This is a genomic window from Roseibium porphyridii, assembly GCF_026191725.2.
Taxonomy (GTDB): domain Bacteria; phylum Pseudomonadota; class Alphaproteobacteria; order Rhizobiales; family Stappiaceae; genus Roseibium; species Roseibium porphyridii.
In genome coordinates this window covers 1185073-1208780 of sequence record NZ_CP120863.1, presented here as the reverse complement: position 1 = coordinate 1208780, position 23708 = coordinate 1185073, and the positions used below count along the sequence as shown (strand labels likewise).

The window sequence follows — 23708 nt, the reverse complement described above, 5'->3', positions numbered from 1 at the left end:
CTTTTAAAATCTGACAGTTAGGGTAAAGAGTGGCCAAGCGCCGCTCCTAAGCCGGCTCAAGAATTTTCACCAGCGCACCTCTGTGCTGAATCACCGTCGCGGCCAGTTTTGCCCCGGCCTCGACGCTTGAAGCAACATCTTGCGAAATCAGGTAGTCAGCAAGAAAGGCTGCGTTGAAGCTGTCTCCGGCAGCCGTCGTATCCACAATGCTGCCGACGGGTTGCGGCGTATAACTTTGATGCTCACCGCGGCGCGCACAGACAACGTCTTCAGGGCCGTTTTTGACCACCACCATATCAGCTCCGGCTGCAAGATATCTTTCAGCGCTGTCTTTAGGGGTTGCATCACCAAAGTGTTCCAGCTCGTCCTCGAAAGACGGCATCACAAAATCACAATGACCCGCGGCCTCGGTCACGACCGACCGCATGGTTTCAAGGTTTTCCCATAGCCGCGGCCGAAGGTTCGGATCAAAAGCCACTTTGGAACCGCTGACACGGGCCGACTTCAAGGCATCCATAAACGCGGAACGATCCTTTGCGGAAAGAATAGCGAGCGTGATGCCGCTGAAGTAGATCAAACCGGCATTTCCAAAGGCTCGTGCCAGATGCTCAGGATCGCTGGCCAAGCATCGGGCCGCTGATTGCGAACGCCAATAGGCAAAACTCCGCTCGCCGTCTTTCAGCTGGATCATGTAGAGACCAACCGTTCGATCATCCAACTTTCGGATTTGGTCGGTATTGATGTTGGAACTCTTCAAAAACTCCAACATCTGATCTGAAATCTGATCGCGGCCAACGCCCGTCAGGTAGCTGACGGTCCAACTATCAGGCAATGCGCGTCGGGCATACCAGGCCGTGTTCAATGTGTCTCCAGCGAACCCCATCGAATAGGTTCCCTCTGCTGTCGGCGCCATTTCAACCATGCATTCGCCAACGGCAAGAAACGATTTTGACACGAGCATTTCCTCACAAACTGAATCCAGGTTTTCCCGGATTTCTGTCATTTTAATCGATTTAAAATCTTTACCACAAACGCCCCCATACTCCAATTCTACTTTTGGAAGGGGGATTCGCTTGCCTTTTCTTTTCGGAAACTTTTCGCGCGATTGCAACTCCCCGCTTCAATTTGTGGGGAGAAACGCAACTCTCAGCAGGTTGGACAATGCAAATTGGATGAACGCAAAAATACCAAAATCTGACATCTCACAGTCCTGAAGATGTCAAGGTTTTCACACTGTTTGCAAGACAGCAGAAACCTTGCCTGTTGCCGCGATTTTTCGTCGGACAGACAATCAGATACGGGGCGTGCCAGCCACATACACCCGCGTTTGTGTCCCCTTAAGACCTGAGAGAATTGCAGGCGGAACGGGACGATCGGTGAATATGGCATCGACGTCGCTCAAGACTCCACCGCGCACATGAGCGCTGCGCCCAAACTTGCTGTGATCAAGCACCAGATAGGATTTGCGGCAGTTGGCGAGGATTGACTGACGCGCGGCCACCTCGTCTTCGTGAAAATCGAGAAGCGTGCCATCTTCGTCAACGCCGGCGACACCAAAAATCCCGACATCAACCTTGTAGTTGGAAAAGAAAGCCTGTGCAGCAGATCCGAGCACATCTCGGTCGCCATGCCGTAGACGCCCACCTGCAATCGTCACTTGAAAAGACGGGTTGATCGACGCCGAAAAGGCAACATTCAGATTGTTCGTGAAAATCGCCAGTTTTTCGTTTGCTGTCAGGGCCTGCATGACAATTTCGGGCGTCGTGCCGATTGAAAATGCGAGAGAAGTATTGTTTTCGATCTTGCTGGCAACGAGATTTGCGATCCGCTGCTTTTCCGGAAGATTCAGGATCTGCCGAGTCGAATAGTGAATGTTGGAAGCTGGTGCCGGAGGCTCAACGCCGCCATGCGTTCGTCTGAGTATGCCCAGCTCACACAGGCGGTTCACATCCCGTCTGATTGTCTGTGTGGTAACTTCAAAACGATCGGCGAGTTCTTCGACAGATGCAAAACCTGCCTTTTGAACGAGATCTGAAATTTCAGCCTGACGTTTTGAAATATCTACTTGCCCAAGCATATGCTTTTTAACCCGACGCCGTATCGCTCTTTCCGGCACGTGCCGGAAAACCCTTCTGAAAGAGCTTGTTGCTGGTTCGAAAAACCAAAGCTTCGAAGCCAGATAAATCATGTTCATATGAACCTTATTAGACGCTCATATGAACATGATATGACAGTTTTAGCGCGTCATCACGCCAGATGACAAACCAAGACTGCACACGACGAAGTCTCAAGGTTCGGATCCGTCCAAAAGGAGCGACTGAATGGGATGAAGCTGTGGCTCCCCGGAGCCAGGGAAACACTATGAAAATTCAAAGATCCCACTTTGGCGGGGCTGAAACGCAACGCCCCTCCCCGATTGGGAAGGGACGGTGCAAGTTAGCAAAAGGCGGATACAGCCGCAGCCAGTCGATTACCTGTAAAGGAAGGACTTTCCGTCGGCATCGAACAGGTGCAGCTTTTCTTCGGCTGCCGTCAGACGAACCTTGGTGCCACGCTTGATCTCGTGAATACCCGGGAGCTTTGCAATAAGACCCGGATTCCCGTTCTGCGCCTTGAAGTAAAGCACTGTCGTTTCACCAAGCGCTTCAACGATTTCGACTTCAGCCGTGACCAGATAGTCGTCACTTTCCGTGAGCACCAGATCTTCCGGCCGCACACCGAGTTTGACGGTCTTACCGACATCCGCATCCGTCGATGCAATCGGCACATCGGCATGGCCGCCATCCGACATCACCACCGAGGTCTGGCCACCGGCGACTTTCACCGTCGCCTCGACAAGGTTCATGGCCGGTGAGCCGATGAACTGCGCCACGAAAGTGTTTGCAGGCCGTTCATAGAGATCCAGAGGTGCTCCGAACTGCTCAACGTCACCGCCGTGAAGGACCACGATCCGGCTGGCCAGCGTCATGGCTTCAACCTGGTCATGGGTCACGTAGATCATCGTGCTGTCGGGCATGCTCTCCTTGAGCTGGGCAATTTCAATCCGCGTTGCAACGCGCAGCGCCGCATCGAGGTTTGAAAGCGGTTCATCGAAGAGAAACACCTTCGGGTCACGCACGATCGACCGGCCAATAGCAACCCTTTGCCGCTGCCCGCCCGACAGGGCCTTGGGCAATCTGTCCAGATATTGCGTCAGCTGCAATCTGTCTGCGGCGGCGCGCACGGCGGTGTCTATTTCGTCTTTTGACTTGCCGGCCAGCTTAAGAGCAAAGGCCATGTTGTCGTAGACCGTCATATGCGGATAAAGCGCATAAGACTGGAACACCATTGCAATTCCACGCTGAGCCGGCGGCACATCGTTGACGACCATGTCGTCAATTTCCAACGTTCCACCGGTGATGCGTTCAAGGCCTGCAATCATGCGCAGCAAAGTGGATTTCCCGCAGCCTGACGGCCCGACAAATACGATCAACTCGCCCTGTTCGATCTCCAGGTTGATATTCCGGAGAACTTCCACGGTGCCATAAGACTTGCTGACGTCTTTCAGGGACAACGAAGTCATGCCGGCTCCTCCCGATTATTGAAAATGTTCATGTTACTTGACCGATCCGGCGAGCAATCCCCGCACGAGATAGCGCTGCATCGCGAAGAACACGATGAGCGGCACGGCGATGGATACGAATGCCGCGGTTGCCAGAATTTCCCAGTTACCACCACGGGTACCGAGAAGTTCCACGATCTGGTTGGTCATCACGGTTGTCGAACCGGTCGAGTCGATCAGGAACACTTTGGCGACGAGAAGATCGTTCCAGGTCCACAGGAACTGGAAGATCGCGAAAGAAGCCAGGGCCGGAAAGCTGAGCGGAAGAATGATCTTGGTGAAGATCTGAAAATCCGTTGCGCCGTCGACCTTGGCGTTTTCGATGATATCTCGCGGCAATCCGACCATGTAGTTTCGAAGCAGATAAACCGCGAGCGGCATTCCAAACGCCGTATGGGCGAGCCAGACGCCGAGATAACCCTTCCCTATACCGATTTCCAGGTGCAGCCGAAGCAGCGGAATAAGTGCCAGCTGCAACGGGACGACGAGAAAGCCGACAACAGCTGCAATCAGCAATGCCCGTCCGGGAAACTCCATCCAGGCCAGTGCATAGGCAGCAAAGGCGGCCACAACAATCGGGATGATCGTTGCCGGAATGGTTACAGTCAGGGTGTTGAAGAACGCCTTGGCCATGTTGTCCTGCCCGGAGCCGGACAACAAAATGGTTTCATAGTTCTCGGTTGTGAATTCCGGCGGCACTGTTGCGGTGATGAAAATGCGCTGACCGCGGCCGGACAATTGCTTGTCATTGCCCCGCCAGGCGTAACTGCCGTCGGCTTCAAGCGTGACAGTCTCGCCATCCTTCATCTCAGCGGTTTCACCGGGCTGATAGGCCGACACATTGCGTGACGACACGCCCCAGGACCTGATTTCACGCGGCTCACCGTCGAAAATGTTTCCGGTCACGACAAAAATGTCGCCATCGGCCACACGCGTGTCGTCAGGGTCTGACGCACGGTAGACTTCGTTCTGTTCGGCAGGGAAGAGCGCTGCCCACCAGCCTGAACTCGAGATCTGGTCGGCCGTCCGGAAGGACGACACGAACAGCCCGACTGTCGGAAACAGCCAGAGCAACACGAGAAAGGCGACGGAAATCTGCACGGCCCATGTCAGGCCGGATTTTTTTCCAGCAATACTGGCCATCACTTCATCTCCTTGCGGGCGTTGTAGACGTTCCAAACCAGGATCGGCGTGACCAGCACCATGATGATGATCGCGCTTGCCGATCCAACGCCCCAGTCGTTGGCCCGGAAGAGCTTGTCATACATGTAGTTGGCGAGCACCTGCGTCTCCCACTGCCCATTGGTCATGGCAAACACGATGTCGAAGACCTTGAGCACCGTCAGCGTGATCGTCGTCCACACAACAACGATCGTTCCCATGATCTGGGGCACCTTGATCTTGAAGAAGATCTGGAACGGGTTGGCACCGTCGATGATGGCAGCTTCCACCGTTTCCTCTGGAATGCCACGCAGCGCGGCGGACAGGATCACCATGGCAAAGCCCGTCTGGATCCAGATCAGAACCACCATCAGAAGAAAGCTGTTCCAGAGTGGAATTGTCAGCCAGGTCTGAGGTTCGCCGTAAGGAAGTTGGGTTGTCCAGACACCCAATAGCGAGCTCAGCGACGTCCAGATCAGCCAGAGCCCGGCAACGGCAACAAAAAGGCGCAGTGGCAACAGCCAGACCGATTTGTCTTCTCCCTTTGCAACGATCCCGCGCGCAAAGATCCAGGCGACATAAGCGACGATACCTGCAAAAGCCAACAGCACGAGGCTCGGCAGAACTTGAAGAAACAGAACGGATCCGATCCCACCGTCAAACCTCAGCCAGACAGCATTCAGGACGCCGATCTGGTTCTGATCGGCTGGGCGCGTATCGTAAATCAGTTTGAAGATCACCGAAGCACCGACAAAGGAGATCGCCATCGGCATGAAGATCAAGGACTTCGCCAGGTTGCCCCATTTGATCCGGTCGGTCAGCTGCGCAACCAGCAATCCGAATGCCGTTGACGCCGCGGGAACGACAATCAGCCAGAGCAAGTTGTTCTGGACAGCTTCCCAGAATTTCGGCTCCGCCATCATTTGATGATAGTTCGCAAGGCCTACAAAGGCACCGCCCTGATCCCTGTCCGTCAGCGACAGTCGCAGCGTCTCAAAGACCGGATAGGCCAGATAGAGCGTCAACGCGAAGATCGCCGGGAACAGAAACAGCCATGGTCGAACCATGTTTGCCCTGTTGATGTTGGATCCTGCTTTTGGTCCTGAAGCAGGAAAGATCAACTTGTCGAGGATCAGATTTGAAAAATAGAAATATCCCAGGCACCCACCAACGCCAATGACGATGGTTAGCAGGCCCAATACTGCTGGATTTTCCGTCAGCACGGCCGTTCCCTCCCATTTGATTATGGGGATACGCCCGGTTTGCCGGGGGCATCCAGTCGCAAGGAAACTTCGGATCGCGGCTATTGCCGCTGATCGGATAAAAAAGGCCGGCCCCACGAGTGGGCCGGCCATTGGAGGAGCTTACTTGAGAGCGTCCCAGCTTTTCTGGATTTCGCTCGCCACTTCCTTGGCGTCTTTGCCGCCGGTGTAGTCGACCATGCCGGTCCAGAACGTACCCGCACCAACACCACCAGGCATCAGGTCAGATCCGTCGAAGCGGAAGGTTGTGGCGTTGATGAGGATTTCACCCTGACCGCGAAGCGTGTCATTGAGATAAGCTTCCAGGTTGACGCCCTTGTGCGGGGTCAGGAAGCCAGTCTGGGCCATCATCACTTCATGTGCCAGCGGAAGCTGGAAGAACTTCATCAGTTCGTTCGTGGCATCGGACGGGTTGGTGATCGCCATCAAAGTGCCGCCACCCAGAACCGGATTTCCGAGGTCTTTCTCGGCGTAGGCCGGGAAATAGAAGAAATCGACATCGGACCCGAATTCAACACCATCGGGGAAGAAGGCAGGCACGAATGACGCCTGGCGGTGCAGGTAGCACTGCGGAGGCGAGGAGAATAGACCCTTCGGGCTGTCCCGGAAATCGGTAGACGCAACTGCGTTCGCACCACCGGCAACCTTGGCATCGTCGCGTGCGAACCAACCAAACTCTTCGATAGCGGCGACGACGCGCTCGTCATCAAACGGGATTTCGTTCTTGGTCCACTGGTCATAGACATCAGCGGACTGTGTCCGCAACATCATGTCTTCCACCCAGTCGGTTGCAGGCCAACCCGTGGCTGCGCCAGATCCCAACCCGATGCACCAGGGTGTTTCACCATCTGCAACGATCTGCTCTGTTAGCGCTTTTAGGTCTTCCATGGATTCAGGCACTTCATAACCTGCATCCTCAAAGTTTTCCGGAACGTACCAGACAAGGCTCTTTACGTTGACGTTGTAGAAGAAACCATAGAGTTGATCAGCACCATCCTTGTCCTGATAGGTGCCAAGGTTCACCCAGCTGTCACCAGCGCCGTAATTGTCTGCAACCCAGCCACCCATGCCTTCCGGCAGCGGCGTCAACAATCCACGGGCCGCCATGTCAGAGGCAAGACCAGGCTGCGGGAAAACGGCGATATTCGGCGCAGCGCCCGCCTCGGCATCGATCACGATCTGCTGCTCGAAGGAATCTGAACCTGTGTAGATGACTTCAGCGCCGGTTGCTTCGGCGAAATAGGCAAGCACGCTGCGGAAATAGCCATCTTCCGGCTGCAACCACGGACCGGCGATTGTTACGGTCTGGCCCTTGAGATCAGGAGCGCTTTCCGCCCATTTGTTATAGCTGTCCCAGTTGAAAGGACCTTCGCCCACCGGGAACTTCAAGTCAGCCGCAGACGCCGCTCCGGCGCCGAAAGCAAGGCTGAGCGCGATACCTGCAGTGCAGGCCATCAAACGAAATTTCATCTCAATCCTCCCAGATTGCCCCTATCCTGGGGCCCTCCATCAAAAGTGGCACAACTCGCCACCTGGCAGCAATACCCGCACATCGATGAATGTCGGTAATCCTACCAGAACCGTGCATCCAAACCGCTTTGGATTTCGTCTTCAACATGTCTCTACAAACCGGACTTGTCAAGCGCGCAACTCACCAATTAATGTTGGATTTCAATAACTGCCTGAAGGGAGGGCGCTTTCAAAGCGTTTTGGGCGAGCATGAGCAAGGGCGTAAATCTTAAAATTCTGTCACAACGGCTGAACCTGTCTCAAACGACAGTCAGCCGCGCCTTGAACGGCTACCCTGAGGTGAGTGCAGAAACCCGAAAGCGCGTGGCCGAAATGGCTGACAAGCTAGGCTATGCGCCCAACAGTCAGGCCCGACGATTGGCTACCGGACGATCCATGGCCATAGGCCATGTCATTCCGCGCTCGATCCATGAGATGATGAATCCGATCTTCCTGGAATTCATCGCCGGTGCCGGCGAAACCTATTCCAAGCACGGCTATGACATGATTATTTCGGTCGTAGAAGACGATCAGGAAGAAGAAGCCTATCGGCAGATTTCCTCACGAAAAAAAGCAGATGGCGTCATTGTGCATGGGCCCGCTCACGATGAGAACCGGCACGCCCTCTTAAAGGACCTGAACCTGCCCTTCGTTGTTCATGGCCGCATCGCTGGCGCTGAAACCGAAACCTGCTGGATTGACATGAACAACCGCAGGGCATTCCAACGGGCAACGGACTTGTTGCTGGACCTTGGCCACACGCGCATCGCGCTTCTAAATGGCCTGGAACACATGGATTTCGCCCGCAGGCGTCGACGCGGATTTGAAGATGCCATTAAGGAACGGGGCCTGGCCCCGGACCCGGCGCTCATGCGCAGCAATGACATGACCGAGCCCTATGGATGTGACAATGCCATGGAGATGCTGAAGTCAGACAATCCTCCCACCGCATTCCTGGTTTCGTCCATGATTTCAGCCATTGGCGTTGCACGCGCCATAGGCCAATGCGGCCTTGTCACCGGAAAGGATGTCTCGATCATTACCCACGACGATGCGCTTTCGTTCCTTCCCAATAGCGGAGAAGTACCGATTTTCACCTGCACGAGATCATCCGTACGGTATGCCGGGGAAAAGGCAGCAGAGCTGCTGCTGGCCATGATCGCAAACCCCAACAGTGAACCGACTTCGCTGCATCTGGACGCCGAGTTGATCATCGGGCAGTCCACGGGGCCAGCCCCGGCAAAAGTCTGATTTTCGGGGATGCCTATACTTGTGTGAGACCGCAGTCTTGTAAAAGCTTCCTCATTGTTTTCAATCCGTTGAGGCGGTGGCTGCGGGCAATCTCCCATGCAGCACCGCCCTCCCCTGACTTTATGGCGGCGGTGAGCTTCCGGTGATCGGCCGCACATGAGGCTGGTGCCTGATTTAGCCGAAGCAAAACCGTGTTTGCTCGAAGCACCTGATCGAGAAACCCGTTGATTTCGGCCTCAAGACGATTGTTGCCGCTCGCTTGGGCAATGAGCCTGTGGAACTTGTCATCAAGCTGCGCCCAGGCATCAATATCTTTGGCAGCAAGCGCCTGATCGGCCTCATCGCTGACCGCCTCAATTTCCGTCAACACTTCTTGGCTTGCATCGTTTTCACCTGCACGCTGTGCGGCCAGCGCCTCCAGAACGGACAGGATTTCGAAGACTTCGCAAATGTCGTTGCCGGTCACGGGTATGACCCTCGCGCCACGCCTTGGGATGAGTTCCACCAACCCGTCTGCCTCAAGCCGGATAAGCGCTTCGCGAACAGGTGTCCGACTCATACCAAGCCGACTTGCCACTTCTGGCTCGGGCGCTTGAAACCCCGGTGGCAACATGCCCGTCAATATGTCTGACTTCAGCCGATCGTAGGCGCTATCAACACGTGTTGCTTTGGCTCTTGATGACATCGAGAACAACACCCAAACCTTTGTCCAAATTGAATAATCCTATTCAGGCTCGATGCCTGAATGGGCAAACGACAACAAGCGACGGGATCGTCCTGCTGGCGCAGCAATACCGTTTTGGATGCAAATCAATTCATCATCGATAATATTATCGATAAAAGTTTATCGACCGCGTTTTCTCTGCCACTCCAGCTGCCATTCAGATCATCATGCAGCCGTCGGGCCGCCAGCCCCATGAGTTGGCCAAACCCGGTTCTTCCAAGGCAACCCGAACCTGCAAGACTGCGGACCCGATTTGTGTTGAGATATCAACCGCAACGCAAAGTTACCGTTTCCGATTGGAACACGGTTTCAGCCTCGTCACCTGTTTGAAACAGGAAAAAACTTCCTGCGAAGGTTTGAGAAAAGACACGTATTCGACGTGAATTTTATTCTTTTTGTGCGCGGCTGAGTTCAGTTTTTTGCAGCTTTTGACAATAGCATTTGCAGGTTACTATTTAACCTTGCGGTTAAAAAACTCGCACCCTGATATAAGGGCCAATATTAGTTCATATAAAGCAATGACTTAATTGTGAAATCCGGCCGATTGCACATGTGACATTTCACATATCGGCTTACCTTTGATTAACCATAAAAAACTACGGTTGGCGCAGATATCCGAACTGGTGCCACCATGACAACCCTTTCAAGCCCTACCGACCAGCCGCCGGGGATCACCTCCCTGCTGGCCCGTGCTATGGCCGGGGTCTCTGTCTTCGTTGTGGCCATCGCCAATCTGCCAGCACAGGGGCAGTCTCTTGAAGAGGCAATGGCATCGGCCTATGCGGTCAATCCGGGTCTGAAAGCTGAAAGGTCACGTTACCAGGCCACGAACCAGGGTGTCTGGACAGCCAGGTCTGAATTTCTGCCGACAGTAACCGGATCTTATCTCGGCGAGCAAAATGCCTATGAAACGCGAAGCGGCTCGAGCGACCGTGCGTTCTTCCACGAACTTGGCGTCTCCATGTCGCAGACCCTGTTTCAGGGCTTTGCCGGTGTCAATCGACTCAATCAGGCGCATGAAGAATCCGAATCCGGCCGCAACCAGCTGATTGGCGCTGAGCAAACACTGCTACTGAACACGGCTGACGCTTATTTGCGTGTCGTGCGGGACAAGGCCATTCTCGCACGTCTGAAAGCCTATACCGGCGTTGTGCAACGCGAGGTGAAGGCTGCACGGGCCCGGTACAAGTCCGGCGATGCCACGAAGACCGACATCGAGCAAGCGCTTGCCAGGCTTGCCGAGGCACAAGGGAATTCAGACCAAGCGGTCGGTGATCTGGAAGCCTCGGAAGCGCTCTATGAACGGCTGACGGGACAAAAGCCCGGCAAACTGGGTTGGCCCGGCATTCCCGAAAAACTGGAACCCGATGGGTTGGACGATGCGATTACGATCGCGTTTCAAAACAATCCCTCTATACGCGCCGCGACTGCAGATGCACGTGCTGCCCGTTACGCAGCACGGGCCGCGGTTGGAGACATGCTTCCGCGGGTATCTCTGGAAGGTGAATGGGAAAACGGATATCGCGGCAACCTTGGCAATCAGGACGAAGAGGATTTCCGCTTCGGTGTTCGTGTCTCAGCTCCGCTCTTCACAGGTGGCCGCAACATTTCTTCGGTAAAGCGTGCCAAGTTCACGGCGGCCCAAGAGGAATATGAGCTTGACGATACCCAGCAGATTATTCGTGAGAACGTCATTCGCGCGATGAAACAGCGAACCGCATCCCGATTGCGGGCAAAAGCGGGCAAACGCGCCATTGAAGCCAATCGGCGTGCCGTGAAGGGTCTCCAGATAGAGTTCGACAGTGGCCAGAGGTCCCTGCTCGACGTTTTGGACGGCGAACGGGAATTGCTTTTGAGCCAGGTCGATCATGTCCGTGCACGCTATGATGCGCGCATCGCCGATTTCTTCTTGTTGGCAAACATTGGGCGACTGGCCCCGCAACACTTCTCAATCATCGAAGAACGCCCGCCGGCAGTCGGCAGATTGATCCCTGAATTCAACACCTGGGATCTGCGGCTTGGTCCGACCGAAAACGATACTGTTCAGATGGAACTGGCCGACGCGAATTCGCCTGATCCTGGCGGGGAAGGTTCGGGCAGGATCAACTGGTTGTCCTGGCCCTATCGGTCTGGGAACTGACCGGCCCCTTTCAGTTCGGCTACAAAAAGACGAAGCCCCGGAATTTCTTCCGGGGCCTTGAATGTTGAACCGAGCTGCATGTTAGTGGCTGGCGGGTGTCACCATGGCACTGATGGTGTCCTGGACGTTCAAGACGCCGACTGGTTGTCCATCACCATTGACGACACAGGCTTCGCCCTCGCCGGTCTCTGCGAAGGTTTTCGCGGCTTCTTCGAGCATAATGCCGCTTTCGATGGTCAGTCCGCCTTCAACGGTCTTGGATTTATCCATGACCGTATCGACCAGGATCACGCGGCCGCGATTCACCTCTTTCACGAAGTCGGCGATATAAGCATCTGCGGGATTGAGAACGATGTCTTGGCCCGAGCCCTGTTGAATGACAGCGCCATCTCGAAGAATTGCAATCTTGTCGCCAAGCCGCAGTGCTTCGTCGAGATCGTGCGTGATGAAGACGATGGTCTTGTGCAACTCTTCCTGCAGATCCAGGAGAACCGTTTGCATGTCCATGCGGATCAATGGATCGAGCGCCGAAAACGCTTCGTCCATCAGCAGGATATCGGCGTCGTTGGTCAACGCACGCGCCAGGCCGACGCGCTGCTGCATACCACCGGAAAGCTGGTTCGGATAATGATCCTCAAACCCTTCCAGACCGACACGCGCAATCCAACGGGCCGCCCGCTCTTCCGCCTCTTTCATCGGCACGCCCTGGATTTCAAGTCCATAGACGGTGTTTTTCATGACCGTTCGATGCGGCAACAGAGCGAACTTCTGGAACACCATGGCAGTCTTGTGGCGGCGGAATTCGCGAAGCTCATCCTGGGACATCTTGCAGACGTCCTCGTTGCCATAAAGAACCTCACCGTCGGTCGGATCGATCAGCCGGTTGATGTGCCGGATCAAGGTGGATTTACCCGACCCGGACAGTCCCATCACCACCTCGATTTTGCCACCGGGCATCGAAATGTTGATGTTGTTCAAACCGAGCACGTGATTGAACTTTTCGTTCAATTCCGTCTTGGACATGCCCTCCTTGACCTTCTGGACCATCTCTTTGCCGTTTGGTCCGAAGATCTTGTAGAGATTCTTGATCTCAATGCCGGTTGCCTCAGCCATGGACGACCTCCGAGTGTTTTTGAAGGCGCTTGCCATATGCCTGGGTCGCACGGTCAAAGATAATTGCGATTGAAACGATTGAGAGACCGCTCAGCATTCCAGCCGTCAGGTATTGGTTGTTAATCGCGTTGAGGACCTCTTGTCCAAGTCCCTTCACGCCAATCATCGAAGCAACGACGACCATGGACAGGGACATCATGATGCACTGGTTGATGCCTGCCATTATGGTTGGCAGCGCCAGCGGCAATTGGACATTCATGAGTTTCTGTCGCGCATTGGACCCGAAGGCATCTGCGGCTTCAAGCACATCTTGATCGACAAGCCGGATCCCCAGGTTGGTCAGTCGGATCATTGGCGGGATCGCATAGATAACAACCGCGATCAGACCCGGGACCTTGCCAATCCCGAAGATCATGACGACCGGGATCAGATACACAAAACTCGGCATGGTCTGCATCAAATCCAGCACCGGGTTGACCATCCGTTGGACACGGTCAGAGCGCGCCATGAGAATACCGATGGGAATGCCCAGAACAATTGCCAGCATGGTGCAAACCGTCACCATGGCGACTGTACGCATCGTGTCTTCCCAGAGCCCGAAAACCCCGATCAGAACAAGCGCAACAACCGTGCCGATCACAATGGATACTTTCCGGCTCAACAGGAAAATGATCACAGCAAATGCTGCAAGCACAATTGGCCAGGGAGAGTTTATCAGCAGCTGTTCAAGAAAAATCAGGAAGTCCTGTAACGGATCGAACATCCTGTCGATGATGTCACCATACGCCCTGGTGAACTCTTTGAATGATCCATCAATGGTTTTCTTGATTGCTAGCAAGTTGCCCCGGCTAAGCGAGGGAAATTCGATCCAGTCCATCTGTGTCGTCCCGATGGTTTTGCCCCAAATGAAAAGCCCGCACATTAGCGCGGGCTCCAGTATCGTCTCGGCAGCTTAGAGCGATGCCTTGATTTTTTCGGCAGCTTCCGGGCTGACCCACTTGGTCCATACATCCTCGAAATTTTCCAGGAAGTAGTATGCGCCGTCTTCATTGGCAGCCTGGTTGTCGCTCATCCAAGCCAACACCTTACCGGCTGTCCGGTTGTCCCATGTACGGCCCTTAATGTAGTCCATCGCCGGACCAGCCTTGTTGGCAAAGTCGTCCGTCACAACGGTGAAGACTTCGGACTTGACCCAGGAATTCGGCTTCGGATCAGGACAATCTTCAACAACGGTGCACTTGTCCCACTCGGCTTTGTCATGCGGCACTTCAAAGTCAAGCAATGTCATGTCGTATTTGCCGAGAATGGACGTCGGCGCCCAGTAATAACCAAGCCAACCTTCTTTACGCTCGTTGGCGCGGGCAATTGAACCGTCGAGGCCTGCAGCAGAACCTGGATCAACCATTTCAAACCCGGCTTCATCGAAGCCGAACGCACGGAACAGGTTGCCTGTGGTTATACGGCAGTTCCAGCCAGTGGGGCATGTGAAGAAGCCACCCTTGCTGTCGTCTTCTGCTCCCTTGAAGAGATCAGGACGGGCAAGAGCATCCTTGACGGTTTTGATGCCGTGTTCTTCGGCAATAAACGTCGGCACCCAAAAGCCTTCAACACCACCTTCGTTGAGAATCTCACCGCCGATGATCAAAGAGCCTTCGGAAACAGCCTGGTCGAGCGGTTCGCGCACGGCGTTGATCCAAAGCTCGGGAGCCATGTCCGGCTCACCTTTTTCGTTCATGGAAGTGAACGTCGGCATCGTGTCTCCAGCAACGAGTTCGACATTACAGCCGTAACCGTTCTCGAGGATGATTTTGTCGATCTGGGAGATTGCGCCTGCGGACGCCCAGTTCATTTCGGCAACGGTGATCGTCCCGCAGTCTTCGGCCATGGCTGACGACGCCATCCCGACAAGCGCGGTCGCGGCGACCGTGGCAAACAACTTCTTCATAGGAACACTCCTGTACAGTCTTTTTGCTGATTGTGTTTATGGGCGCAGCTCGCAAATTCTATCCGCGAAGTATTCACGTGCCAGCGCATCCAATTGGAAAGTATATCAAGCAAGAAACGAAGTTCCGACTTGAAGGCATGAATATTGATTATTTTTAATTTAGCCTTCATCTAACGCTTATACGCTACTCTTGCTCTGCAGCCTCTCTGATGAGCCAAACGCTAACGCATGGGATCATCGCCGGTATTTAAACCGGCCCGAAGCTCAACACGCAATACCATTGCACTAAGAAGCCGTTAGCACAACAGTATACTCCCAAATCACACCCCAATCATATTGTTAATTTCAATAGCGCGCCCTCAAGCGACATTTTTATGCCTACAATCGTCATAAAATTTAGTTTTCTTTCAAAAAAGTGATTCTTGCTGACCGAACGGAAGCCCTAAAAATGCACCCAGAGATTGAAAAAACGGGTACAGCAATCGAATTTCAAGGCGCTTTGGAAATCGCAGCGAGCACCAATTCCGTCAGAGAGGCGACAACAGAAGCAGTCGGATGAACAAGAACCAGCTTGCGCACTGCAGTAGTTGTCATTGACAGTTCCTGCAGATTGGATCGTTGAGCATTCAGACCACGCCAATCCGGCACAATTGCTTGACCGGCTCCGCGTGCAACCATCTGCGCAATCGTCTCCAATCCATCCAGTTCGCAAAGGATATGTCCGCTGCGAATTATCCGCTCACAGGCGTTCCAGATCACACGACCACCCCAGGCTTCCCTGTCATAGACGATCCAGGGCAAAACAGCGTCACCGACGTCCTTCTTGACGACACCTGCCGGAAGAATGTGAACCGCCTTTTCTTCGCAGAACAATCTGCTGTGCAGGCTTTTAGGCAATGAAAAGGGCGGTTCAGAAATCAAGACTGCATCCAGGTGACCAGCCACAAGATCCTGGTAGAGGACGCGAGAGGTACCAGGCCGAATAGTGAGCGTTGCCTTTGGCGCATTTTCCTTGAAGGTGTCGATAATTGTTGGACCATAATCAACAAGAACGGTCGAGACCGCACCGAGACGATAAGGTCCACCCAGGCCTTGTGCATCTGTCGCAGAGCTCAGACGCTGCGCAGCCTTCACCAACTCTCGCGCCGCGGGCAAAACGCGAAGGCACTCCGGTGTCGGCTGTGCCGCATGAGAGGTCCGGACGAGCAGCCGAGAGCCAAGTTCTGTTTCCAAGACACGTATTCTTTGGCTGACAGCTGCGGCAGTGAGGTTTTGTGCCCTGGCAGCACCGGCGATAGAGCCACTTTCAACGACGGCAATCAAGCTTTCCAGAAATCTCGTATCCAAAACATTTTCCTACGTAAATCGAAGAAAAAAGATAGTAATTGTTTTGCATGGGTTCTGCTACTACAGGCACGCTCAATTTATGGAGAAACTCATGCAACCCTGCTTCCACCTCGCCTACCACGTAACCGACCTGGATGAAGCACGTACGTTTTACGGTCGCTTGCTCGGCTGCCAGGAAGGACGAAGCGCTGAAACCTGGGTGGATTTCAATTTCTTCGGACACCAGCTCTCTCTGCATCTTGGCAAGCCATTCGAAACAACAAACACCGGCAAGGTCGGTGACCACATGGTTCCGATGCCCCATCTGGGCGTTGTGCTGGCCATGGATGAGTGGAAGGCTCTTGCACAACGGCTCGAAGCCGCTAACCTCGACTTCGTTATTGCCCCGACCATTCGGTTCGCGGGCCAGCCCGGGGAACAAAGCACGATGTTTTTCTTGGATCCGTCCGGGAACCCGATAGAAGTGAAAGGCTTCGCTGACGCTGCAGGGGTCTTCGACAGATGAAACCGATTGTGCCGTTCGTTTCCGAAGCAAGTGAGGACGAGCGAAAGGCCTGGCGCACCGCGTTGCCAATTGCCTTGGCGGGTATTGCCGAAGTCAAAGCCTTCGACACGTTGAGTGAACAGGAACGCTCGCAGGCAACCGTTGCAATTGTTGCCAACCCGGATCCTTCCAAAGTTGCGGCAATGCCAAACTTGGTCTGGGTGCAAAGTCTTTGGGCCGGTGTTGAGCGCTTGACCGCAGAATTGCCCCAGGATGGCCCGTTGATAGTGCGCCTGACCGATCCCCAGATGGCGGAGACCATGTCGGAGGCGGTGCTTGCCTGGTCTCTTTACCTCCATCGGGATATGCCAAGGTACATGGCGCAGCAGCATCAGCGCATCTGGCAGGGACATGAACTACTCCTCCCCGCACACCGCACCGTTGCAATTCTTGGTCTTGGGAAGCTTGGCATCGCATCGGCCAAAAGGTTGATATCAAACGGCTTCAATGTCATTGGCTGGAGCCGGAGCGAAAAGTCGCTCGACGACATCAGAACCTATTTCGGCCAAGACGGTTTGAAGGCTGTCTTGAAACAAGCCGACATTCTTGTGCTTTTGATGCCGTTGACCGATGAAACACGTGGGCTGCTTGACTCAACCGCCTTTGAAAGCTGCAAACCTGGCGCTGCCATCATCAATTTTGCGCGTGGCCCGATCATTGAAACGCCGGCTCTGATCGCAGCACTGAACGGCGGAAAACTGAGCCATGCTGTTCTTGACGTCTTCGACAATGAGCCGTTGCCTCCCGAAAGCCCACTTTGGAGCAACGGCAGTGTGACCATCCTGCCGCATATATCCGCACCAACAATTACATCGACTGCGTCCCAGATCGTCGCAGACAACATCAACCATTATTTCCGGACAGGTTGCCTGCCTGAAAGCGTCGATCGCAAAAAAGGATATTGAAACAAGACGATGCAAACGTCGCAATAGTGTCAAGGGTTGCGACTTATCTGACAGGGAAAAGCCATATTGAACATAGGTGCCACCATGCCAGACCTTCCTATTTTGGGCGCAGCCCTGAACGTGACTTCGCTGAAAACGCATCGGAGCCTGATGCTTGAGAAGCAACGGGACCTCGAACTTCAGGACTTCTGGCCGGCCGAAACGTTGAATGGTGACTGGCAGCCGCTGGTCGACGAGGCCAAGACACTTCTTGACGGACACACCGGCCGCGTTGGCATCCATGGCCCATTCTGGGGCTTTACCATCGACCCGGTTGATGTCGACATTCGTGAGATCGTCAAAAAGCGCCTACTGCAAGGGCTTGAAGTATGTGAAGCCCTGGGCGGAACTCACATGGTGGTTCACAGTCCCTATTCCACTTGGGACCACAACAATCTCGACAACTACGACGGCGCGAGAGATCGCAAGATCGAACTGTGTCATTTGACGATGAAGGACGCGGTCAAACGCGCAGAGGATATCGGCTGCGAACTGGTCATCGAAAATATCGAGGACAAGGATCCCTATGCCCGCATTGAACTTGCGGATAGCTTCGGCTCAAATGCGGTCAGGATATCCATCGACACCGGGCACGCACACTACGCCCACGGCTCTACCGGAGCACCGCCGATCGACTATTTCGTCAAGGCAGCGGGAAGCAAACTCCGTCATATGCATTTACAGGATGCAGATGGCTACGCTGATCGGCACTGGGCTCTTGGTGAAGGCAATATCAACTGGCAGTCAGTCTTCAATGCGATCGGTAAACTCGACAGCGATCCTCGCCTGATTGTTGAGATCAAGGATCACGCAAAGTTCCCGGCTTCGATCGCGAACATGGAAGCACTCGGTCTGGCCCAATAGGATCAGCCAACAAATTTGTGATCAGACTTTAGCGGACAGAAACCCGGCACCGACCTATCTACGGTGCAGAGCCGACCGGCAGCAACCGGCCGGCTTTTGTGATCAACAGACCAGCACTGCCCGGACCATATGCTTGAACTTCCACTCGCTTATCTCGCAGGCCTTTTGACGCTCATAAATCCCTGCGTCCTGCCGGTCCTGCCCATCGTTCTGGCATCCGCTTTGAACGCCGACCGGCGCGCTCCTATCGCGCTTGCCGCAGGCATGAGCGTTTCCTTCGTCACCGTTGGCATGCTGATTGCCACGCTTGGCTACGCCATCGGCCTGACGGAAGAATTGATGTCCAAAGTCGGCGCAACGTTGATGATCGTCTTCGGTCTTGTTTTGCTGGTGCCTGCATTCAGCCAACGCTTTGAGCTTGCAGCAGCAGGCTTTTCCGGTTCCGCCGGCCAGAAAATGCAATCTACCGACACAAGCGGCCTGCGCGGTCAGTTTCTTGGCGGCATCCTTCTGGGTGCCGTCTGGTCGCCCTGCATCGGCCCGACACTGGGTGGCGCAATTGCTCTTGCTTCACAGGGAGAAAGTCTCACCTGGGCTGCACTCATTATGTGCTTCTTCGCTCTCGGTGTGTCGACACTGATCGTCGGGTTGGGACTGGGTGCCGGTGAAACTCTGCGCAATCGAACCAACAAGTTGCGCGGCCTGGCCGAAAGATCCAAACCCATCATGGGCCTCGTATTCCTGACAGTCGGCGTGCTGTTGATCTTCAACGTCCATCACATGGTCGATGCCTGGGCGATGAGCGTCATGCCGATCTGGCTTCAGGACCTGTCTGTTCGTTTCTGACCCTTTACTGGAAAGGATACCCGATGAACCGCCGTCACTTTCTCCTCTCAACCGCTGCAGCCGGACTAACGGCAACAGTTCTGCCCGGCACCGCATTTGCCAGCGAAACCCTTGACTATGCTCCCGGCCTTATCGAAAAAGAGCTTTCTGCAGGCAAGACGGTGTTCGTTGACTACGCAGCGTCATGGTGCGGAACCTGTGCCCGGCAGGAGCGTGTGATCAACGCTCTTCGCGGTGCCAACCCGGCCTACGATCAGGCGATGGTTTTTGTTCGTGTCGACTGGGATGACTACCGGCAGCACGAAGTCACGACTTCGCGGAAAATCCCGCGCAGATCCACTTTGCTCGTGTTGAAAGGCAATCAGGAGCTCGGACGTGTTGTCGCCGGCACGAGCGAAGCTCAAATCAAGTCGCTGATGGACACAGGCCTCCAGGCAGGAAGCTGAAATCTGAACATGCCACGAACCGTTTCGCAATCGCTGTGATGCGGTTCCGCGGAGTTCGTTTCAATCCTGAAACGATGGTTTCAGATTGTTCTATGGATGCGCAATGATGTGCATGGCACGTTCCCGTCGAAACGACAGGAAAAAGCCATGCATATTTTTTCAAAAGAGATCTCGCCACTCGGGATGGGGTGTTGGCCAATCGGCGGCCCAATGTTCAAGGACGGGCGTCCGCTCGGATATTCAAACAGCGACGACTCTGAATCCATTCGCACCATTCACGCCGCTCTGGACGGTGGTATTACCCTATTCGACACGGCCGCAGCTTACGGCGCTGGACATGCGGAGAGGCTTCTCGGCCAAGCTCTTGTCAATCGTCCCGACGCCATGATCGTCAGCAAATTGGGCCTGGCAATCGACGAGACCACAAAGGAAATTCTTGGCGAAGAGGCAAGTCCGGACAGCGTGCTTCCAGCGATTGAAAACAGCCTCGAAAGACTCCAGCGCGACTGCCTCGACATTGTCCTTCTCCATCTGAATTCACTGCCGGTCGATCGCGCGATGCCCATTTTCGAAGAGATGGAAAAAGCGCGCAAAGCAGGAAAGATCCGAGGCTATGGCTGGAGCACTGACTTCACAGGCAATGTCAAAGCCTTGTCGAGGAGAGACGGTGTGGTAGCCATAGAACACGGCACGAACGTCTTTTGCGATACACCCAAAATCCGCAAAGCGATCGCGCACCAAGGCCTTGTTGCCTTCATTCGCTCTCCCTTGGCGATGGGTCTGCTGGGCGGAAACTATCGGAAAGGCTCTGTCATGCCTAAAGATGACATCCGATCAACGGAACAGATGTGGCTGACCTACTACAAGGACGGCAAGCCCAACGCCGAGTTTCTGGAAAAACTGGATACAGTTCGCGACCTGCTCCAGTCAAATGGCAGATCCTTGCCACAGGGCGCACTTGGTTGGCTCTGGGCAAAATCGGATCGCAATTTTCCCTTGCCTGGTGCCCGAACGGTCGCCCAGATCCAGGAACTTGCAGGGGCCCTGGAATTCGGGGCACTCCCGCAAGCCATTGTTTCAGAAATCGACACCCTCATCGGACCAAAGCACGAGGACTATGTAGAAAAGGAACTCTGAATGGGCGTAGCTCAGACGTCATGAGAGTTCGATAAATTCCAACAGCCTATAAAAAACACGGCGGCCACACTGGCCGCCGTGTCCTGTTTCAATCAACCAAATGAACTGCGCTGAAGAACCTTCAGACCGTATGGTCAGCCCATTGCCCAAGGACCGTGGTAGCCGCCGCCATCCCTGTCTGTACGTTCAAAGCCGTGTGCGCCGAAAAAGTCGCGTTGACCTTGCAACATGTTCGCAGTCGACCTGCCGGTGCGCATGATGTCGAAATAGGAAAGTGCCGCTGAAAGGGCCGGAACGGGCAGACCGTGAAGTGCTGCCTGTGCCACGACCTGACGCAGCATTGCCTCTGTTTCCTTGAGCTTGTCTGAGAAGAACGGAGCCAGCATCAGATTGCGTTCTGAATCATCAGCAAGTGCTGCAGACATGTCGTTCAACATGGCAGAACGGATGATACAGCCATTGCGCCAGATACGCGCAATTTGCGGCAACGGCATCGCCCAGCCATATTGCCGTGCAGCTTCCAGGATCAGCCCGAACCCTTGCGCATAACAAACGATCTTGCCGGCAACCAGTGCTGCTTCCAAAGCATCGATGGTCACGGCTTCCCGGTCCATTTCACTGGGTGCGGCGCCGAATTCAGCTTCCCCGGCCTTACGCTCGTCCAATCGTGCCGACATATTTCGCGTCGCGACGGCAGCCTCAATGGCGCTGGCCGGTGTTCCAAGCATCAAGGCCTCGATTGCGGTCCAGCGCCCGGTACCCTTCTGCCCGGCCTTGTCCAAAATGATGTCGAGCATCGGTCGGCCGGTTTCAGGATCAGCGGTCCCGGCGACCTTCCCTGAAATTTCGATCAGGTAGGATTGAAGGATGCCCCCATTCCACTTTTCAAAAACGCGCGCGATTTCAGACGAGTTCATTCCAAAGCCGTCGCGCATAACGCCATAGACTTCAGCGATCATCTGCATGTCGGCATATTCAATACCGTTATGCACGGTTTTCACGAGATGGCCCGCGCCCGCTTCTCCGAGATAGGCCGCACAAGGTTCGTCCTCGTGTTTTGCTGAGATGGCTTCAAGAATGTGGCCAACCTGGTCCCATGCATCCTTCGCACCACCGCCCATGATAGACGGACCGAAACGCGCGCCTTCTTCACCGCCAGACACACCAATACCCATGAAGCGGGGTCCCTTTTCCGCCGCCTCTGACGCCCGGCGGTTGGTATCATGATAGTTGGCATTGCCAGCGTCGATAATCAGGTCTTCGCTATCAAGCAAAGGGCGCAGCGCTTCAATCTGTGCATCGACAGCCTCGCCGGCTGGCACCATCAAAATGACAGCTCTCGGCGATTTGATGGAGGCAACGAATTCCTCAAGCGTTTTCGTCGGTACAAGCTTGTCAGCAAGAGCACCGGCTTTTTCTATGAACTGATCTGTCTTTTCGGTGGTGCGGTTATTGACCGCGATCTGAAATCCGTTCTCGGCAATATTGAGCGCGAGGTTGCCGCCCATTGTGCCAAGACCAATCAGCCCGATTTCCGCGACAGCACTTTCAGAGCTCATGAACAACGCCTTTCTCAAATCGATTTAGAACCGTGTGCAGCGGTGATAGCGGACCGGTGCGCATCCGGCAATCCTTGCATACAAGCGAACACAATTTGAGGAACGCCCTTCAGGCCGAGAACTCCGGCAAACACCAGATCTCGCGCAAGAATCTGAAAGGTCGCATCTATTTGCCTGTCGGTCGAAAAAATCTGTCACACAAGACTGATACCCGATTGCCTGACCGCAACAACCAACGCGGCTCAGCCAAAGGGATCTGTCAAATGAAAAAGCTTCTGATTGCAGCCAGCCTCTTCGCTGCGGCGTCCGTTTCCGCCTACGCTGAGGATTTAACAGGCAAACTCGTCCTCTACACGTCACAACCGAATGCCGACGCACAGGCAACCGTCGACGCGTTCTCTGCAATGCATCCGGGTGTCGAAGTCGAATGGGTTCGCGATGGCACCACCAAAATGATGGCCAAGTTGCGCGCCGAATTCGAGGCGGGAGCACCGAAACCGGACGTCCTGCTGATCGCTGATATGGTCACCATGGAAGGCCTGAAACAAGAAGGCCGCCTGATGGTGCACGAGGGCGCAGACGTTGCTGCGTATGACCCGGCGATCATGGACAAAGACAAAACCTACTTCTCCACCAAGCTGATCACCACGGGCATCGTCTACAACACAAACGCGCCGATGAAGCCGACGTCCTACAAGGATCTCCTGAAAGAGCAAGCCAAGGACAAATTGGCGATGCCGTCACCGCTGACATCCGGTGCCGCTACGATCCATATGACTGCGCTGACATCCAATCCAGATCTGGGCTGGGCTTTCTACGAAGGCCTTGCAGATCAAGGTGCCAATCCGAAGGGCGGCAACGGCGGAACTTACAAGGCGATCGCCGGCGGTGAGAAACTGTACGGTTTTGTAGTCGACTTCCTGCCAATCCGCGAAAAACTAAAGGGTGCCCCGGTTGAATTTGTGTTCCCGGAAGAAGGTGTCTCTGCAGTGACGGAGCCGGTCGCAATTCTCACCACTGCGCAAAACCCCGACGCTGCTAAGGCCTTTGTAGATTTCCTTATCTCTGAGGAAGGTCAAAAACTGGCTGCCTCGCAAGGGTATCTGCCCGCACATCCGGCAGTGACAGCACCAGACGGCTTTCCAGCACGCGATACGATCAAACTGATGGACTTTGACCCGGTCACGGCCCTTGAACAAGATCAGGCCAACAAGTTGAAGTTCAGCGAAATCTTCGGCGGCTGAAAAGACATCCCTTCACCAAAGACAGCGCAGTGCGGACTTTCTCGCCCTGCGTTGTCTTTTTGCCTTTGCGT

General features: G+C 54.6%; 21 protein-coding genes. 9 read left to right on the top strand and 12 right to left on the bottom strand.

What is annotated here, in order from left to right; translation table 11 throughout:
- Positions 1-46: 46 nt before the first annotated feature.
- From K1718_RS05725 to K1718_RS05700, 6 genes are all read right to left on the bottom strand, one after another.
- Positions 47-961 carry a sugar kinase gene (locus tag K1718_RS05725; protein ID WP_335343018.1) on the bottom strand — a complete coding sequence of 305 codons (915 nt, stop codon included), beginning with the start codon at positions 959-961 and terminating at the stop codon, positions 47-49.
- A 330-nt stretch (positions 962-1291) separates the two neighbouring features.
- On the bottom strand, positions 1292-2077 hold the full coding sequence (locus K1718_RS05720) for a DeoR/GlpR family DNA-binding transcription regulator (protein ID WP_265682946.1): 786 nt from the start codon (positions 2075-2077) through the stop codon (positions 1292-1294).
- A gap of 393 nt (positions 2078-2470) precedes the next feature.
- Positions 2471-3562 carry an ABC transporter ATP-binding protein gene (locus K1718_RS05715; RefSeq protein WP_152500017.1) on the bottom strand — a complete coding sequence of 364 codons (1092 nt, stop codon included), beginning with the start codon at positions 3560-3562 and terminating at the stop codon, positions 2471-2473.
- A 33-nt stretch (positions 3563-3595) separates the two neighbouring features.
- A complete protein-coding gene (locus tag K1718_RS05710; protein ID WP_265682944.1) occupies positions 3596-4744 on the bottom strand; it encodes a carbohydrate ABC transporter permease in 1149 nt (382 codons plus the stop codon).
- A complete protein-coding gene (locus tag K1718_RS05705; protein ID WP_247649348.1) occupies positions 4744-5985 on the bottom strand; it encodes a carbohydrate ABC transporter permease in 1242 nt (413 codons plus the stop codon). The genes K1718_RS05710 and K1718_RS05705 overlap by 1 nt, the downstream gene beginning before the upstream one ends.
- A 141-nt stretch (positions 5986-6126) precedes the next feature.
- The gene (locus K1718_RS05700) at positions 6127-7494 is read right to left on the bottom strand and encodes an ABC transporter substrate-binding protein (protein WP_152500014.1); all 1368 of its coding nucleotides are present in this window, start codon (positions 7492-7494) and stop codon (positions 6127-6129) included.
- 249 nt (positions 7495-7743) lie between these two features.
- Between K1718_RS05700 and K1718_RS05695 the strand changes: the two genes are divergently transcribed.
- On the top strand, positions 7744-8784 hold the full coding sequence (locus K1718_RS05695; RefSeq protein WP_265682943.1) for a LacI family DNA-binding transcriptional regulator: 1041 nt from the start codon (positions 7744-7746) through the stop codon (positions 8782-8784).
- Positions 8785-8797: 13 nt separating this feature from the next.
- On the opposite strand, the gene K1718_RS05690 is transcribed toward K1718_RS05695, so the two are convergent.
- Positions 8798-9469, bottom strand: a complete 672-nt coding sequence (locus K1718_RS05690; protein WP_265682941.1) for a GntR family transcriptional regulator — start codon at positions 9467-9469, stop codon at positions 8798-8800.
- Between the two features lie 670 nt (positions 9470-10139).
- Here K1718_RS05690 and K1718_RS05685 point away from each other — a divergent pair.
- The gene (locus K1718_RS05685) at positions 10140-11648 is read left to right on the top strand and encodes a TolC family outer membrane protein (protein WP_265682940.1); all 1509 of its coding nucleotides are present in this window, start codon (positions 10140-10142) and stop codon (positions 11646-11648) included.
- A gap of 81 nt (positions 11649-11729) precedes the next feature.
- On the opposite strand, the gene K1718_RS05680 is transcribed toward K1718_RS05685, so the two are convergent.
- From K1718_RS05680 to K1718_RS05665, 4 genes are all read right to left on the bottom strand, one after another.
- On the bottom strand, positions 11730-12761 hold the full coding sequence (locus K1718_RS05680; RefSeq protein WP_152500010.1) for a quaternary amine ABC transporter ATP-binding protein: 1032 nt from the start codon (positions 12759-12761) through the stop codon (positions 11730-11732).
- Positions 12754-13638, bottom strand: a complete 885-nt coding sequence (locus tag K1718_RS05675) for an ABC transporter permease (protein ID WP_265684669.1) — start codon at positions 13636-13638, stop codon at positions 12754-12756. Before K1718_RS05675 ends, K1718_RS05680 begins: the two co-directional genes overlap by 8 nt.
- Before the next feature lie 75 nt (positions 13639-13713).
- The gene (locus K1718_RS05670) at positions 13714-14706 is read right to left on the bottom strand and encodes an ABC transporter substrate-binding protein (RefSeq protein WP_152500008.1); all 993 of its coding nucleotides are present in this window, start codon (positions 14704-14706) and stop codon (positions 13714-13716) included.
- A 489-nt stretch (positions 14707-15195) separates the two neighbouring features.
- On the bottom strand, positions 15196-16053 hold the full coding sequence (locus K1718_RS05665; RefSeq protein WP_265682937.1) for a LysR family transcriptional regulator: 858 nt from the start codon (positions 16051-16053) through the stop codon (positions 15196-15198).
- 91 nt (positions 16054-16144) lie between these two features.
- On the opposite strand from K1718_RS05665, the gene K1718_RS05660 reads away from it, so the two are divergent.
- From K1718_RS05660 to K1718_RS05635, 6 genes are all read left to right on the top strand, one after another.
- Entirely contained in the window at positions 16145-16558 is a 414-nt protein-coding gene (locus K1718_RS05660; protein ID WP_265682935.1) for a VOC family protein, read from the top strand.
- Positions 16555-17502, top strand: a complete 948-nt coding sequence (locus tag K1718_RS05655; RefSeq protein ID WP_265682933.1) for a 2-hydroxyacid dehydrogenase — start codon at positions 16555-16557, stop codon at positions 17500-17502. The genes K1718_RS05660 and K1718_RS05655 overlap by 4 nt, the downstream gene beginning before the upstream one ends.
- Positions 17503-17586: 84 nt before the next feature.
- On the top strand, positions 17587-18405 hold the full coding sequence (locus K1718_RS05650) for a sugar phosphate isomerase/epimerase family protein (RefSeq protein ID WP_265682932.1): 819 nt from the start codon (positions 17587-17589) through the stop codon (positions 18403-18405).
- 129 nt (positions 18406-18534) lie between these two features.
- On the top strand, positions 18535-19251 hold the full coding sequence (locus K1718_RS05645) for a cytochrome c biogenesis CcdA family protein (protein ID WP_265682930.1): 717 nt from the start codon (positions 18535-18537) through the stop codon (positions 19249-19251).
- A 23-nt stretch (positions 19252-19274) separates the two neighbouring features.
- Entirely contained in the window at positions 19275-19697 is a 423-nt protein-coding gene (locus K1718_RS05640; protein ID WP_265682929.1) for a thioredoxin family protein, read from the top strand.
- 147 nt (positions 19698-19844) lie between these two features.
- Complete coding sequence (locus K1718_RS05635; RefSeq protein WP_265682927.1) at positions 19845-20834, top strand: aldo/keto reductase; 990 nt, start codon at positions 19845-19847, stop codon at positions 20832-20834.
- A 134-nt stretch (positions 20835-20968) separates the two neighbouring features.
- Here K1718_RS05635 and gndA read toward each other — a convergent pair whose 3' ends face one another.
- A complete protein-coding gene (gene gndA / locus K1718_RS05630; protein WP_265682926.1) occupies positions 20969-22393 on the bottom strand; it encodes an NADP-dependent phosphogluconate dehydrogenase in 1425 nt (474 codons plus the stop codon).
- A 263-nt stretch (positions 22394-22656) separates the two neighbouring features.
- Here gndA and K1718_RS05625 point away from each other — a divergent pair, with 263 nt between their 5' ends.
- Positions 22657-23637, top strand: a complete 981-nt coding sequence (locus tag K1718_RS05625) for an ABC transporter substrate-binding protein (RefSeq protein WP_265682924.1) — start codon at positions 22657-22659, stop codon at positions 23635-23637.
- Positions 23638-23708 lie beyond the last annotated feature (71 nt).

Bases quoted from the DNA above. Each gene is read 5' to 3' on its own strand.
- K1718_RS05725 (WP_335343018.1), bottom strand. From the start codon at position 961: ATGCTCGTGTCAAAATCGTTTCTTGCCGTTGGCGAATGCATGGTTGAA.
- K1718_RS05720 (WP_265682946.1), bottom strand. From the start codon at position 2,077: ATGCTTGGGCAAGTAGATATTTCAAAACGTCAGGCTGAAATTTCAGAT.
- K1718_RS05715 (WP_152500017.1), bottom strand. From the start codon at position 3,562: ATGACTTCGTTGTCCCTGAAAGACGTCAGCAAGTCTTATGGCACCGTG.
- K1718_RS05710 (WP_265682944.1), bottom strand. From the start codon at position 4,744: ATGGCCAGTATTGCTGGAAAAAAATCCGGCCTGACATGGGCCGTGCAG.
- K1718_RS05700 (WP_152500014.1), bottom strand. From the start codon at position 7,494: ATGAAATTTCGTTTGATGGCCTGCACTGCAGGTATCGCGCTCAGCCTT.
- K1718_RS05695 (WP_265682943.1), top strand. From the start codon at position 7,744: ATGAGCAAGGGCGTAAATCTTAAAATTCTGTCACAACGGCTGAACCTG.
- K1718_RS05690 (WP_265682941.1), bottom strand. From the start codon at position 9,469: ATGTCATCAAGAGCCAAAGCAACACGTGTTGATAGCGCCTACGATCGG.
- K1718_RS05685 (WP_265682940.1), top strand. From the start codon at position 10,140: ATGACAACCCTTTCAAGCCCTACCGACCAGCCGCCGGGGATCACCTCC.
- K1718_RS05680 (WP_152500010.1), bottom strand. From the start codon at position 12,761: ATGGCTGAGGCAACCGGCATTGAGATCAAGAATCTCTACAAGATCTTC.
- K1718_RS05675 (WP_265684669.1), bottom strand. From the start codon at position 13,638: ATGGACTGGATCGAATTTCCCTCGCTTAGCCGGGGCAACTTGCTAGCA.
- K1718_RS05670 (WP_152500008.1), bottom strand. From the start codon at position 14,706: ATGAAGAAGTTGTTTGCCACGGTCGCCGCGACCGCGCTTGTCGGGATG.
- K1718_RS05660 (WP_265682935.1), top strand. From the start codon at position 16,145: ATGCAACCCTGCTTCCACCTCGCCTACCACGTAACCGACCTGGATGAA.
- K1718_RS05655 (WP_265682933.1), top strand. From the start codon at position 16,555: ATGAAACCGATTGTGCCGTTCGTTTCCGAAGCAAGTGAGGACGAGCGA.
- K1718_RS05650 (WP_265682932.1), top strand. From the start codon at position 17,587: ATGCCAGACCTTCCTATTTTGGGCGCAGCCCTGAACGTGACTTCGCTG.
- K1718_RS05645 (WP_265682930.1), top strand. From the start codon at position 18,535: ATGCTTGAACTTCCACTCGCTTATCTCGCAGGCCTTTTGACGCTCATA.
- K1718_RS05640 (WP_265682929.1), top strand. From the start codon at position 19,275: ATGAACCGCCGTCACTTTCTCCTCTCAACCGCTGCAGCCGGACTAACG.
- K1718_RS05635 (WP_265682927.1), top strand. From the start codon at position 19,845: ATGCATATTTTTTCAAAAGAGATCTCGCCACTCGGGATGGGGTGTTGG.
- gndA (WP_265682926.1), bottom strand. From the start codon at position 22,393: ATGAGCTCTGAAAGTGCTGTCGCGGAAATCGGGCTGATTGGTCTTGGC.
- K1718_RS05625 (WP_265682924.1), top strand. From the start codon at position 22,657: ATGAAAAAGCTTCTGATTGCAGCCAGCCTCTTCGCTGCGGCGTCCGTT.